Genomic DNA, 14,139 nt, shown 5'->3' on the forward strand with positions numbered 1-14,139 from the left:
ATCTTCGAACGTGGACGACCATAGCGGCGGCCCCCGACAACGCCGCAGGGGGCGGCGGCCGGAGGTTCCGGCCGCCGCCCCCTGCGGTGGGGGCTCCTCCCAGCGGTGGCCGGGGGAGTACGGGTGGCTAGGCGGCGAGCTTCGCCAGGGTCGCATCGATGCGCGCCAGCGAGCGCTCCTTGCCCAGGATCTGCAGGGACTCGAAGAGCGGCAGGCCGACGGTGCGGCCGGTGACGGCCACACGGACCGGGGCCTGGGCCTTGCCCAGCTTGAGGCCGTGGGCCTCCCCGGCGGTCAGGACGGCGTGCTTGAGGGACTCCGGGTCGCTCCAGTCGGCCGTGTCCAGGTTGGCCCGGGCGGTGGTCAGCAGGGCCGCGGGCTCGCCCTTCATCGCCTTGTCCCAGGACGCCTGGTCCTCGACCGGCTCCTTGCGGAACAGGAAGTCGACGTTCGCGGTGATGTCCGACAGGACGGTCACGCGGGTCTGGGCGTACGGCGCGATGGCCGCCCAGGCCTCGGCGTCGAAGTCCTCCGGCTCCCAGTTGGCGTGCGGGGCCTGCAGCCACGGGGTGCAGGCGTCCGCGAAGGCCTTCGGGTCGAGCAGCCGGATGTGGTCGGCGTTGATCGACTCGGCCTTCTTGATGTCGAAGCGCGCCGGGTTGGCGTTGACGTCCGGGATGTCGAACTTCGCCACCATCTCCTCGATCGAGAAGATGTCCTGGTCCTTGGAGAAGGACCAGCCGAGGAGCGAGAGGTAGTTCAGCAGGCCCTCGGGGAGGAAGCCGCGCTCGCGGTACAGGTTGAGCGAGCTCTCCGGGTCGCGCTTGGAGAGCTTCTTGTTGCCCTCGCCCATGACGTACGGCAGGTGGCCGAACTCCGGGACGCCCTTGGCGATGCCCAGCTCGATCAGCGCCTTGTACAGGGCGATCTGGCGCGGGGTGGAGGACAGCAGGTCCTCGCCGCGGAGCACGTGGGTGATCTCCATCAGCGCGTCGTCGACCGGGTTGACGAGCGTGTACAGCGGCGCGCCGTTGGCCCGCAGGATGCCGAAGTCCGGCACGTTCTCCGGGGTGAAGGTGAGCTCGCCGCGGACCAGGTCGGTGAAGGTGATCGGCTCGTCGGGCATCCGGAAGCGGACGATCGAGGGGCGGTGCTCGCCCTGGTACGCCTCCAGCTGCACGGTGGTGAGCTCGCGGCAGTGTCCGTCGTAGCCGGAGGGCTTGCCGGCGGCGCGGGCGGCGGCGCGGCGCGCGTCGAGCTCCTCGGTGGTGCAGTAGCAGTCGTACGCGTAGCCGCCGTCCTTGAGCTTCTTGGCGACGTCCGCGTAGATGTCCATGCGCTGCGACTGGCGGTACGGGGCGTGCGGGCCGCCGGCCTCGGGGCCCTCGTCCCAGGTGAAGCCGAGCCAGCGCAGCGAGTCGAGCAGCTGGTCGTACGACTCCTCGGAGTCGCGCGCCGCGTCGGTGTCCTCGATGCGGAAGACGAACGTACCGCCGTGGTGGCGGGCGAACGCCCAGTTGAAGAGGGCGGTCCGGACCAGGCCCACGTGGGGGTTGCCGGTCGGGGAGGGACAGAAACGTACGCGGACGTTCGCGTTAGCCACGCTTGATCACCTTGTTGGTGAGAGTGCCGATGCCTTCGATGGTGACGGCGACCTCGTCGCCGACGTTGAGGGGGCCGACTCCGGCCGGGGTCCCCGTGAGGATGACGTCGCCCGGGAGCAGCGTCATGGCCTCGGTGATGTGGACGATGAGGTCCTCGATGGAGCGGACCATGTCGCTGGTGCGGCCGAGCTGGCGCTGTTCGCCGTTGACGGTGCACTGGATGGTCAGGTCGCGCGGGTCGAGGTCGGTCTCGATCCAGGGGCCGAGGGGGCAGGAGCTGTCGAAGCCCTTGGCCCGGGCCCACTGCTTCTCGCGCTGCTGGACATCGCGCGCGGTGACGTCGTTGGCGCACGTGTAGCCGAGGATCACGTCCTTGACGCGCTCCTTCGGAACCTCGCGGCACATGCGGCCGATGACCACGGCGAGCTCCGCCTCGTGGTGGAGGTCCTGGGAGAAGGAGGGGTACGTGATCGGGTCGCCCGGGCCGACCACCGAGGTGGAGGGCTTGAAGAAGGTGATGGGGGCGTCCGGGACCTGGTTTCCGAGCTCTGCCGCGTGCTCCGCGTAGTTGCGGCCGATGGCCACGACCTTGTTCGGGAGCACGGGCGGCAGCAGCCGGACCTTGCTCAGCGGGACCTTCGTGCCCGAAAGCTCGAAGTCCGCGAACGGGATGCCCTTGATGATGTCGAGGACGAGCTCACCCTCGGCGCCGGGGGCAGTGCTGCCCTCGACCGCGCCGAACGCGACATTGCCGTCGATGGAGAACCTGGCGATGCGCACGTGTTGCGTCTGCCCCTCTGTTTCCGCTGGCTGGAGTCTGCGTCCCCAGGCTAACGCGGTGGGCAGCGGGGCTTCGCGCTCCTTTGGCCGAGTGCCTACTGCGTGGCGGCCACCGGCGCGTCCATGAGGATCGTGCGGCGGGGGTTCGCGGTCTGGGAGGGCAGCTCGACGGCGTGCTCCGGAGCCTCGGTCGCCTGCAGCTCCTCGGCGTCCTTGAGGTGCGCGAGGGTGGTGCGGCGGGGGTTGGCTATGTTGCGGAACATCATCGTCGTCTTCATCGGTGTCTCGGGCCCTCGGCTCGGTTGTCGTGTGGGGGTTGTCGGATCCGTCAACCCTGTAAAGGGCAAGGCTAAACATCCGACTCCCCGGCTCAGCCGGGAAGTAATGGCCACGACTGTGTGAGTTTGCTCACCCGCGACCCGACAATACAGACATAGCGGACGGTCAATTATGGGCGGCAAAAGGGGCATTACGCCACTGAATCAGCCATTCCGCTCCTGATCATCTCGACTGGGACACCTTGCCAGCCGCCGCGTTTGGATGGCGTAAGTCCGATTCACACCGAAACGCGACCCACAGTGCGTAGCGCAACCGTCACGAAACGTCACCAACTCGTCGGGCCGACACGCGCACCTTGTTGGAGATCCGCCACTGTGCTGGAATTCGCGGGACCGCCGCGGGAACAGCCGGCGCGCAGGTGGCGCGACACAGCGCCGCGCGCGGCGGTATGGAGAGGGAGACGCGCCGGTCACCGACGACCACCATGGGGCCGAAATGCCCCACGACTCGACACCGTCCCACCGGTCGCCCGGCGGGACGCCTGGTCCAGAGGTTGCGACGCTAGTGCAGGGACGATTCAAGAGGGATGGCAGCGCTGCGGCGGAGCAGGAGCCGCGCGGCGGGACCGACCGTGGCTCCTCGCCCCAGCACGCCCAGAACCGCGGGCCGGCTGCCGAAGGCAAAGGCCCCGACGCCTCCACCACCACCACGGTGAAGTCGAAGGCGCGCCTCAGGCCCCGGGGCAAGACGAAGAGCGAAGAGCCGGCCGACAAGGACGCGGCGATACCGAAGGCCCCCAGCGGGCCCGGTTCGCGCCTCGCCATGCACAACTGGCGCATCAGCACGCGACTCGTGTCGCTGCTGACCCTGCCGGTCGTCGCCGCCACCACGCTCGGTGGCTTCCGTATCAACGACTCGCTCAACGACATCGCACAGCTGGAGCACATGCAGCTGCTGACGACGATGACCCGGCAGGCCACCAACCTGGCCGCCATGCTCCAGGAGGAGCGGGACAAGTCGGCCGGCCCGATGTCGATCACCAAGGACGGCAAGGCCAACAGCCTCGTCCAGGGTGTCCGCGACCAGACCGACGCCGCCGCCAAGGCCTTCGCCTCCGCGACCGACAAGGTCGACAGCGCGGAGGACAAGGACGAGACCCTCAAGTCGATCCGCAACAACATCCTGCAGATCGGCCGCCAGCTCACCGGCATCGAGGACATCCGCAAGAAGGCGTACGTCAACGGCGCGCAGCAGACCGTCACCGAGTACAACGCGCTCATCGTCTCGCTGCTCTCGCTCTCCCAGGACATGGCCCAGGCCACCTCCAGCCCGGAGATGATCAAGCGTACGCGCGCCCTGGCGGCCTTCTCCTCCGCCAAGGAGTACGCCTCGATCCAGCGCGCCGTCATCGCGGCCTCGCTCCCCGAGAGCGGCGACCACGCGGGCAACCTCTCCGAGAACGACCGCCTGTACGCCCTCTCCGCGCTCCGCGGCGAGAGCCAGGCCAAGAAGACCTTCGAACTCGTTTACCAGGGCAAGCCCGAGGAACTCCTCGCGGCGCTCGGCGACGGCAACACGGAGATCGGCAGCGCCGACCACTACGCCCGCCGCGTCCTGAGCACCCAGGGACAGTTCGTCAAGGAGAAGAACCGGTCCTGGATGGACTGGTACGACGCGGACGACACCAAGCTCCAGGCCATGAAGGTCATCGAGCTCACCCTGCTCGAAGACATGGAGCAGAAGGCCCGCGAGCTCAAGAACTCCTCGCAGCAGGACGCCATCATCAACGGTGCCCTGATCCTGCTCGTCCTCGGCGTCTCCCTCGTAGGTGCCTTCGTCATGGCGCGGTCGATGATCCGCTCGCTGCGCCGCCTCCAGGACACCGCGACCCGGGTCGCCCAGGACCGACTGCCCGAGCTCGTCAAGCAGCTGTCCGAGTCCGACCCGCAGGACGTGGACACGTCCGTGGAGTCGGTCGGCCTGCACACCCGCGACGAGATCGGCCAGGTGGCCGCGGCCTTCGACGACGTGCACCGCGAGGCCGTCCGCCTCGCCGCCGAGCAGGCCCTCCTCCGGGGCAACGTCAACGCGATGTTCACCAACCTCTCGCGCCGCTCCCAGGGCCTCATCCAGCGTCAGCTCTCGCTCATCTCCGAACTGGAGTCGCGCGAGGCAGACCCGGACCAGCTCTCCTCGCTCTTCAAGCTCGACCACCTCGCGACCCGAATGCGCCGTAACGGCGAAAACCTCCTCGTCCTCGCGGGCGAGGAGCCGGGCCGCCGGTGGACCCGCCCCGTCCCGCTCGTCGACGTGCTCCGTGCCGCCGCGTCCGAGGTGGAGCAGTACGAGCGCATCGAACTCGCGTCGGTGCCCGGCACCGACGTCGCCGGCCGCGTCGTCAACGACCTCGTGCACCTCCTCGCCGAGCTGCTGGAGAACGCCACCTCGTTCTCCTCCCCGCAGACCAAGGTCAAGGTCACCGGTCACGCGCTGCCCGACGGCCGCGTGCTCGTCGAGATCCACGACACCGGTATCGGCCTCTCCCCCGAGGACCTCGCCGCGATCAACGAGCGGCTCGCGTCGCCGCCGACCGTGGACGTCTCCGTCTCCCGCCGCATGGGCCTGTTCGTGGTCGGCCGCCTGTCCCTGCGACACGGCATCCGCATCCAGCTGCGCCCGTCCGACTCGGGTGGTACGACGGCCCTCGTCATGCTGCCGGTGGACGTCGCCCAGGGCGGCAAGAAGCCGGGTCCGATGCCGGGCCAGGGCGGTCCCGGCGGTGCCGGCTCCGGCGGCCAGCAGGGCATGCCGGGTGCTCCCGCGCAGGGTTCCGTCCCGGGCGGCGGCGCACGCCAGCCCGTGGGCGCCGGCCCGCAGCGCGGTCAGGTCTCCGGCGGCCAGCGCGCCGCGCTCCCGGGACGCGACGGCGGTCCCGGTGCGCGTCCGCAGGGCGGTCCCGGCCAGCGTCCGCAGGGCGGTCCGGGCATGCCCGGCGCCGCGACCGGCCAGGGCCAGGGCGCCTTCGGCGGCGGTGCTCCGCTGCCGCACCGCGGTCCGTCCCGTCCGACGCCCGCGCCCACGGCCTCCGGCCAGGCGGGATTCCCGCAGGGCAACGGCTTCGAGCGGCCGCAGCAGCCGTCCGCCCCCACGGGCCCGGTCCCCTCGGTCCAGGCGCCCGCAGCGCCGGCTCCGCGAGGCTCCCGGCCGCAGCTGCCGCCGCGCGGCGGCGCCCCGCGTCCGGAGCTCCCGGGTACCGGCGGTGCCCCCGCCGGGATGCCGCAGACCACCAGCTGGGGCGCCGACCAGGCGCGCCACGGCGGTCAGGAGGTCCCGCGCGGACACGACGAGCTCTCGGGCCCGGCTTCGACGGCCGAGTTCCCCCGTCCGGACTTCAACGCCCCGCAGCCGCCGGCCGGCAACAGCACCACCGGCCAGTTCGAGCGTCCGGACCTGCGCGGTCCGGCGGCGGACCCGTCCACCACGGGCCAGTTCGCCCGCCCGGACTTCCAGGCCCCGCGGCCCGGTGGTCCCGGTGTCGGCGGATTCGCCCAGGCGCAGCCGCAGGCCCCGCAGCTGCCGCAGGCCCCCCAGCCGGAGGCACTGCCGCCGGCCCCGAGCCTCGGCAACGAGCGCAGTCCGATCTTCGACACGCTGGAGTCGAACTGGTTCCACCAGGAGGGCCAGCAGGCCCCCGGTCAGGCACCGGCCACGGCGGTACCCCAGCAGGACCAGCAGCCGCAGCAGTTCGCCCCGGCCCAGGCTCCGGCTCCGGCTCCCCGGCAGCGCCCGCAGCAGCCGCTGCCGCAGCGCGGCCAGGAGCCCGCGGCCGAGCCCGCCCAGGCGGCGACCGGCGGCTCGCCGACCGTCAGCTGGCGTTCCTCGCCGAACGACGAGCTGATGCGGCAGGCCGAGCGCGTGCGCCAGCCCGCCGCCGGCGGCATCACCACCTCGGGGCTGCCCCGCCGAGTACCGCGGGCGAACCTCGTGGCCGGCACCGCGCAGCAGCAGGCCGACGCACAGTCGGGTCCGCAGGTCTCGCGCGCACCGGACGACGTCCGCGGCCGTCTGACCAACCTCCGACGGGGTATCCAGCAGGGCCGTCAGGCCGGCAACAACGGCCCGGCGACCGGCAGTTACCACATCGACCCCACTTACCAGCAGGAGCGTTAGTTGAGTTCGATGAGCCAGGCGGCACAGAACCTGAACTGGTTGATCACCAACTTCGTGGACAACACCCCCGGGGTGTCCCACACGGTGGTGGTCTCCGCCGACGGCCTCCTTCTGGCGATGTCCGAAGGTTTTCCGCGCGACCGCGCCGATCAGCTGGCGGCCGTGGCCTCCGGTCTGACGTCGCTGACCGCGGGAGCCTCCCGCATCTTCGAGGGTGGCGCCGTCAATCAGACCGTGGTCGAGATGGACCGGGGATTCCTCTTCCTCATGTCCGTCTCGGACGGATCCTCACTGGCCGTACTCGCGCACCCCGAGTGCGACATCGGCCTCGTCGGCTACGAGATGGCCCTCCTCGTGGACCGCGCCGGCAGTGTCCTCACCCCGGACCTGCGCGCGGAGCTGCAGGGAAGCCTGCTCATCTGACGCCGTATCTCCCGGCCGGACGGTACTTCCGGCCGGGGGACCGGGACATCAGACCCGGAACCCAGTACACCCGCCAGGCCGTCATACCGTCCCCCCACCGGCCGCCCCGTCAGACGGCACGCTGACCACTGCTGTCCAGCCCGGAGGATCAATGACCCCGCCCCCCGCCTATCCCGATGCGTACGGCGATTCGTCGTACTCGGAAGGCGACCAGCCGCTCGTTCGCCCGTACGCGATGACCGGCGGCCGGACCCGGCCCCGCTACCAGCTCGCCATCGAGGCGCTGGTGAGCACCACGGCCGATCCGATGCACCTGTCCGGCCTGCTTCCCGAGCACCAGCGCATCTGCACGCTGTGCCGCGAGGTCAAGTCGGTCGCGGAGGTCTCCGCACTGCTGTCGATGCCGCTCGGTGTCGCCCGGATCCTCGTCGCCGACCTGGCCGAGGCCGGAATGGTGGCCATCCACCAGCCGGGCAATGGAGAGGCCGGCGGCACGCCGGATGTAACGCTGCTCGAAAGGGTGCTCAGTGGACTTCGCAAGCTCTAATGGCGGAACCGCCCGCTCCACCACCTCCGCGAAGATCGTGGTGGCGGGCGGGTTCGGCGTGGGCAAGACCACGTTCGTCGGGGCCGTCTCGGAGATCAATCCGCTGCGCACCGAAGCCGTCATGACGTCCGCGTCCGCCGGCATCGACGATCTGACCCACACCGGGGACAAGACGACCACGACGGTCGCCATGGACTTCGGCCGCATCACCCTGGACCAGGACCTGATCCTGTACCTCTTCGGTACTCCCGGTCAGGACCGCTTCTGGTTCATGTGGGACGACCTCGTCCGCGGCGCCATCGGCGCGATCGTGCTGGTCGACACCCGCCGGCTGGCGGACTGCTTCCCCGCGGTGGACTACTTCGAGAACAGCGGGCTGCCGTTCGTCGTGGCCCTCAATGGCTTCGAGGGACACCAGCCGTACACCCCCGAAGAGGTCCGCGAGGCCCTGCAGATCGGCCCGGACGCTCCGATCATCACCACGGACGCCCGCCACCGGGCGGACGCCAAGAGCGCGCTCATCACGCTGGTCGAGCACGCCCTCATGGCCCGACTCAAGTAACACGATCCGGCTGACGCGGCTCAAGAGGCACCACTCAAGTACCACTGGTTCTTCACAACGTGAGAGGGCGGGCTGTGTCATAGGACACGGCTCGCCCTCTCGGTTCATAACGTTTCGACAGTGAATTGTTGCCAGTCGGACACACGGTGCGGTCGGGTGGTATCGCTGCGCTCACAACTGGCTCCATTTTTGGCGTGGCTCGCTCTTTATGTCCGATTTATGCGGCACGTAAGACTTCGGGAATGGCTGATTCCAACTGTTTGGAACAGGACCGTTAACCGTGCTGGAATTCAACTAACTAGCTGGTAGCACCGCCGAGAGGTTGTTGGTCGAGTGAGGCGAAGCAACTCGAGCCCCGCGGATGAACCCGCGCGCGGCAACTTCACCCCGCCGCAGCGCGCGGCCGCGTCGTCTGTCGACGTACCCGTCGACCCACCGGCGAAGATCGGCAGCACCAGCAGGTTCTCGCCCCGCAACTGGCGTGTGCCGACCCGTCTGAACGCCATCCTGCTCGTGCCCGTCCTCGTCGGACTGGTCATGGGCGGCTTCCAGGTGAAGGGCTCGGTCGACACCTGGAACGAGGCCAAGGACGCCGAGAAGACCGCCCGCATCGTCCAGGCGGCGGCCGAATACGGCCAGGCCCTCCTCAACGAGCGCGACCTCACGGCCGAACCGCTCCTCAAGGGCGACCAGAACAACGAGAACGTCACCAAGTTCCGCCAGGCCACCGACGCGGCCAAGGACAAGTTCGCCCGGGCCGCCAAGGACCTCCCCTCGAACCAGGGTCTGGAGCGGCGCCTGGAGCTCTTCCGCCAGGAGGAACCCAAGCTCGCCGCCGTCCGGCAGACGGCCTACACCGCGCAGGAGACGGCGAAGAAGAACCCGCCCAGCGCGTTCGGCCCGATCCCGACCGAAGAGGGGTACGTGCTGGTCCAGCACTACCTCATGACGTTCTCCAACGAACTCGGCCTGGGCACCGGCAACGTCACCAGCTACGGCCGCATGGTCTACGCGGTCGAGCTGGCCAAGGCCGCCAATTCGCTCCAGCGCTCGGTCGGCACCCATCTCCTGGTCCGCCCGAACGAGAACGAAGAGGTCCGCAAGGCCCAGCTCGTCGCCTTCTCCTCGTACGCCTACCTCGAAGACATCGCCATCGGCGAGTACGTCGCGGCCGGTACCGAGGGCGACGTGGACCGCCTCAAGGAGGTCATGGGCAAGAAGTCCCAGGAGGGTGCCGCCAAGCTCGCCGCCGCCAAGCAGCAGGCCGAGCAGGCCGGCACCGTCTTCAAGTCCCCGCCCCTGGGGCCCGACCGCTCCGCGCTCACCGGCATGACCGAGGCGATAGCCGGCGGCGAGAACAAGACCAAGCTCGCCGCGGGCGGCACCACGCCCCAGGCCTGGCAGGCCGCGGCCACCGCCAAGTTCGAGGGCTACGCCGAGATCGAGAAGGAACTCCTCGACAAGGCCGTCACCGACTCCGTCGCGGTCTCCGACTCGGCCCGCAACGACGCCATCTGGACCGGCGCCATCGTGGTCGTCGCCCTGCTCGCCGCCTTCATCCTGGCCGGCATGATGGCCCGCCAGATGAGCCGCTCGATGCGCCGGCTGCGTTCCGCCGCCTTCGACGTCGCCGAGCAGCGCCTGCCGATGCTCGTCGACCAGCTCTCGCGCACCGACCCGGGCAAGGTCGACACCCGTGTCGCGCCGATCCCGATCAACTCCCAGGACGAGATCGGCGAGGTCGCCCGCGCCTTCGACCAGGTCCACCGGGAAGCGGTCCGGCTCGCCGCCGAGCAGGCCCTCCTGCGAGGGAACGTCAACGCGATCTTCACGAACCTCTCCATACGCAACCAGTCGCTGATCGAGGGCCAGCTGACCCTCATCACCGACCTGGAGAACAACGAGGCCGACCCGGACCAGCTGGAGAACCTCTTCCGCCTGGACCACCTGGCCACCCGCATGCGCCGCAACGGCGAGAACCTCCTCATCCTCGCGGGCGAGGAGCCGGGCCGCCGCTGGGACCAGCCGGTCCCCCTCGTCGACGTCCTGCGCGCCGCCTCCTCCGAGGTGGAGCAGTACGAGCGAATCGAGCTCTCGGGCGTCTCCGAGGCCGAGATCCACGGCCAGGCCGTGACCGACCTCGTGCACCTGCTCGCCGAGCTCCTGGAGAACGCCACGACGTTCTCCTCCCCGCAGACCAAGGTCCGCGTCAACGCCACACGTCTGCCCGACGGGCGCGTCATGGTCGAGATCCACGACAAGGGCATCGGCCTCACCGCCGAGGACTTCGCGGACATCAACCACAAGCTGGCCAACCCGCCGACCGTGGACGCCGCGATCTCCCAGCGCATGGGTCTCTTCGTGGTCGGCCGGCTGGCGGACCGCCACAGCATCCGCGTCCAGCTGCGCCCCTCGGGCGAGGCCGCCGGCACCACGTCGCTGGTCATGCTCCCCGACGCGATCACCCACGGTGGTGGCGGCGAGGGGATCCCGGACGACGACTTCACCGTCTCGTCGATGATCCCCCAGCAGCAGACGCAGCAGAGCGCCCCCCTGCGCACGGCTGCGGAACTCGGCTTCGACGACTCCCGCTACGAGTCCAGAGGCGCCGACGGCGAGGGCTCCGGCCTGGACCCGGTCGGCCGCTCGCTGGGCCAGCAGGAGCGCCGCGCCGCGCTCGAAGCCCAGGTGGGCTACGGTCAGGAGCAGCAGGGCGAGTACTCCGAGCAGGAGTATGCGGAACCGCAGCCCGAGCACGGGTACCAGCAGTACCAGGACTACGAGCAGCAGCCCGAACAGGCTTACGACACCTCGTACGACTCCCAGCAGGCCCACGGGGCCCAGCAGGGCTACGAGGCGTACCCGCAGCAGGACTACGCCTATCCGGAAGCCGGCTACCAGGATCGGCAGCAGGACGCCCAGGCGTACGACGGCGGCTACGCGTCCCAGTCCCCGCAGGCAGAGTGGCCCGAGCAGAACACGTACTCCGGCGGCTACCAGCAGGGCTACGGGAACGAATCGGAACCCCAGTCCGCTCCCGAACCCGCTTCGGAGCGCGTAGGCTTCGACCGTCCGGGCGCCGCTGCCGACACCGGCCACGAAGTGACCGGAGCGGGCCTGCCGCGCCGCGGCAGCCAGCAGCAGTGGCAGCCGGCGCAGAAAGAAGCGGAGTCCACCGGATCCCTCTTCGAGCAGCGGCCGCAGCGACAGCAGCAGCCCGCCGCCCCGGAGCGGGACGAGGAAGGCAGCAACGCCTGGCGCTCGAACAACGACGAGCGCTGGCAGCAGGCCGCCAAACTCCGCGAGCCGAAGGCGGGCGGGGTCACCCCGTCCGGTCTCCCTCGGCGCGTGCCCAAGGCCAACCTGGTCGAGGGCGCGGCGGAGACGACCCCGCAGGGCGGCCCCCAGGTCTCCCGCGCACCGGAGGACGTCCGCGGCAGGTTGAGCAACCTGCGGCGCGGTGTCCAGCAGGGACGCAGCGCGGGTTCTGAGCAGTCAAGTAACAGCTATGACCAGGAGCGTTAGTGTGAGCCCGATGAGCCAGGCGGCACAGAACCTGAACTGGTTGATCACCAACTTCGTGGACAACACCCCCGGGGTGTCCCACACGGTGGTGGTCTCCGCCGACGGCCTTCTTCTGGCGATGTCCGACGGATTCCCGCGCGACCGCGCCGATCAGCTGGCGGCCGTGGCCTCCGGTCTGACGTCGCTGACCGCAGGAGCCTCCCGCATCTTCGAGGGTGGCGCCGTCAACCAGACGGTGGTCGAGATGGACCGGGGATTCCTCTTCCTCATGTCCGTCTCGGACGGATCGTCGCTCGCGGTGCTCGCGCACCCCGAGTGTGACATCGGCCTCGTGGGCTACGAGATGGCCCTCCTCGTGGACCGAGCAGGCAGTGTCCTCACGCCGGAACTGCGTTCGGAGCTGCAGGGAAGTCTTCTCAACTAGCAAACAGGCAGTGCGTTTCGCGTCATCGCACCATAGGGTGCGGTGGCGCGGTTCCACAGGGAGTACTGCGTTCTTGGAGTCGGAGGAGGAGACGTGACAACACCCGGAGGACATCCTTATGGCGGCGCGCAGCAGCCGCAGGGTGGGCAGCACGACCAGAACCGCTTCAACTTCCCCTCCGCTCCCAGCCGGCCCGTGCCGGAGCAGAACCCCTACCAGCAGCCGTACGGCCAGTCCCAGCAGGCCCAGCCGCCTCACCGGCCCTCGCAGCAGCCCCTCCGGGGCTCGCAGCCACAGGCCCCCAAGGCGCACAACCCGCTGGTGCGCCCGTACGCGATGACCGGCGGCCGTACCCGGCCGCGCTACCAGCTCGCCATCGAGGCGCTGGTCAGTACCACGGCCGATCCCGCTCGTCTGCAAGGGCAGTTGCCCGAGCACCAGCGCATCTGCCGTCTGTGCCAGGAGATCAAATCCGTCGCGGAGATCTCGGCACTTCTCTCCATTCCTCTTGGTGTCGCCCGTATCCTCGTCGCCGACCTGGCGGAGGCGGGCCTTGTCGCCATTCACCAGCCCGGCGGCGACGAGTCTGCCGGCGGCCAGCCAGATGTGACACTGCTCGAAAGGGTGCTCAGTGGACTTCGCAAGCTCTAACGGCGGAGCGGCTCGCTCCACCACCTCCGCGAAGATCGTGGTGGCGGGCGGCTTCGGCGTGGGCAAGACCACGTTCGTCGGCGCGGTCTCCGAGATCAACCCGCTGCGCACCGAAGCCGTCATGACGTCCGCGTCCGCCGGCATCGACGATCTGACCCACACCGGGGACAAGACGACCACGACGGTCGCCATGGACTTCGGCCGCATCACCCTGGACCAGGACCTGATCCTGTACCTCTTCGGTACTCCCGGTCAGGACCGCTTCTGGTTCATGTGGGACGACCTCGTCCGCGGCGCCATCGGCGCGGTGGTCCTCGTCGACACCCGGCGCCTGGCGGACTGCTTCCCCGCGGTCGACTACTTCGAGAACAGCGGCCTGCCGTTCGTCATCGCCCTCAACGGGTTCGACGGGCACCAGCCGTACACCCCCGAAGAGGTCCGCGAGGCCCTGCAGATCGGCCCGGACGCCCCGATCATCACCACGGACGCCCGCCACCGCGCGGACGCCAAGAGCGCGCTCATCACGCTCGTCGAGCACGCCCTCATGGCCCGACTGCGGTAGGCGCCGGAGGCAGCCCCTGCCTGAACGCCGAAAGCCGGGACCCGTCGCGGGTCCCGGCTTTCGGCGTTCAGGCTTTCCGGTGTTCCGGTGTTCCTGCATCCGGCGTCGCGGCGTTCCGGCGTTCCGGCGTTCCGGGCGCGCGCTGCCGTGCGCTCACGGCCGGCGCCGAACGGCCGACGGCCGCCCGTCAGGCCGGGACCAGGCCCCCCAAGGGGTCAAGGTCCCGACCGGCGGGCGGCCGTCGGTGGGAGCAGGTGGTGTCAGCCCTGCCAGCTGTGCGCGGTGCGGAAGCCGGGCGTGCGCTCCAGGCGGCGCCAGCCGGCCTGCGAGCCGATGCGGTGCACCGGGCGTCCCTCGGGGGTGGCCGCGGCGCGGGCCAGCAGGATCGCGGTGATCGCGGCCAGCTCCTCGGGGGCGGCGTTGCCCTTCTCGACGCGCAGCAGGGTGTCGGCGGTCTTGGCCATGAGTGGCAGGTCTCCTTCGCTCTTTACTGCGGCGGGTTGCCGTGCTTGCGGGACGGCAGATCGGCGTGCTTGCTGCGGAGCATCGCGAGGGCGCTGATCAGGGTTTCGCGGGTCTCCGCCGGGTCGATGACGTCGTCCACGAGACCGC

13 protein-coding genes are annotated in these 14,139 nt (G+C 69.9%); 8 read left to right on the top strand and 5 right to left on the bottom strand.

Annotated features, from left to right (window positions below; all coding sequences use genetic code 11):
• Nucleotides 1-127 precede the first annotated feature (127 nt).
• The 3 genes from gltX to ABTY04_RS17395 form a co-directional block, all read right to left on the bottom strand.
• Nucleotides 128-1,603, bottom strand: a complete 1,476-nt coding sequence (gene gltX / locus ABTY04_RS17385; protein WP_352214191.1) for a glutamate--tRNA ligase — start codon at nt 1,601-1,603, stop codon at nt 128-130.
• Entirely contained in the window at nt 1,596-2,384 is a 789-nt protein-coding gene (locus ABTY04_RS17390) for a fumarylacetoacetate hydrolase family protein (RefSeq protein WP_352214192.1), read from the bottom strand. The genes gltX and ABTY04_RS17390 overlap by 8 nt, the downstream gene beginning before the upstream one ends.
• A gap of 95 nt (nt 2,385-2,479) precedes the next feature.
• Nucleotides 2,480-2,662 carry a hypothetical protein gene (locus ABTY04_RS17395; protein WP_352214193.1) on the bottom strand — a complete coding sequence of 61 codons (183 nt, stop codon included), beginning with the start codon at nt 2,660-2,662 and terminating at the stop codon, nt 2,480-2,482.
• Nucleotides 2,663-3,227: 565 nt separating this feature from the next.
• Between ABTY04_RS17395 and ABTY04_RS17400 the strand changes: the two genes are divergently transcribed.
• From ABTY04_RS17400 to ABTY04_RS17435, 8 genes are all read left to right on the top strand, one after another.
• Nucleotides 3,228-6,833, top strand: coding sequence for a nitrate- and nitrite sensing domain-containing protein (locus ABTY04_RS17400; RefSeq protein WP_352214194.1), 3,606 nt, complete (start codon nt 3,228-3,230; stop codon nt 6,831-6,833).
• A 9-nt stretch (nt 6,834-6,842) separates the two neighbouring features.
• On the top strand, nt 6,843-7,256 hold the full coding sequence (locus ABTY04_RS17405; protein ID WP_008739864.1) for a roadblock/LC7 domain-containing protein: 414 nt from the start codon (nt 6,843-6,845) through the stop codon (nt 7,254-7,256).
• A 151-nt stretch (nt 7,257-7,407) separates the two neighbouring features.
• Nucleotides 7,408-7,803, top strand: a complete 396-nt coding sequence (locus tag ABTY04_RS17410) for a DUF742 domain-containing protein (RefSeq protein ID WP_352214195.1) — start codon at nt 7,408-7,410, stop codon at nt 7,801-7,803.
• Entirely contained in the window at nt 7,784-8,365 is a 582-nt protein-coding gene (locus tag ABTY04_RS17415; RefSeq protein WP_048475966.1) for a GTP-binding protein, read from the top strand. Before ABTY04_RS17410 ends, ABTY04_RS17415 begins: the two co-directional genes overlap by 20 nt.
• 333 nt (nt 8,366-8,698) lie before the next feature.
• Nucleotides 8,699-11,890 (top strand): sensor histidine kinase, encoded by a 3,192-nt coding sequence (locus tag ABTY04_RS17420; protein ID WP_352214196.1) that lies wholly within the window; start codon nt 8,699-8,701, stop codon nt 11,888-11,890.
• Nucleotides 11,891-11,900: 10 nt separating this feature from the next.
• Complete coding sequence (locus tag ABTY04_RS17425) at nt 11,901-12,314, top strand: roadblock/LC7 domain-containing protein (protein WP_008739857.1); 414 nt, start codon at nt 11,901-11,903, stop codon at nt 12,312-12,314.
• A gap of 93 nt (nt 12,315-12,407) precedes the next feature.
• On the top strand, nt 12,408-12,965 hold the full coding sequence (locus tag ABTY04_RS17430; protein WP_352214197.1) for a DUF742 domain-containing protein: 558 nt from the start codon (nt 12,408-12,410) through the stop codon (nt 12,963-12,965).
• On the top strand, nt 12,946-13,527 hold the full coding sequence (locus ABTY04_RS17435) for a GTP-binding protein (protein WP_037792108.1): 582 nt from the start codon (nt 12,946-12,948) through the stop codon (nt 13,525-13,527). The genes ABTY04_RS17430 and ABTY04_RS17435 overlap by 20 nt, the downstream gene beginning before the upstream one ends.
• Nucleotides 13,528-13,787: 260 nt before the next feature.
• On the opposite strand, the gene ABTY04_RS17440 is transcribed toward ABTY04_RS17435, so the two are convergent.
• The gene (locus ABTY04_RS17440) at nt 13,788-13,991 is read right to left on the bottom strand and encodes an acyl-CoA carboxylase subunit epsilon (protein ID WP_352214198.1); all 204 of its coding nucleotides are present in this window, start codon (nt 13,989-13,991) and stop codon (nt 13,788-13,790) included.
• Between the two features lie 23 nt (nt 13,992-14,014).
• Nucleotides 14,015-14,139: carboxyl transferase domain-containing protein (locus ABTY04_RS17445; protein ID WP_352214207.1), on the bottom strand; the 125-nt coding region annotated here is incomplete at its 5' end.

Origin of the sequence: Streptomyces sp. NPDC097981 (assembly GCF_040302565.1) — a bacterium.
Lineage (GTDB): Bacteria > Actinomycetota > Actinomycetes > Streptomycetales > Streptomycetaceae > Streptomyces.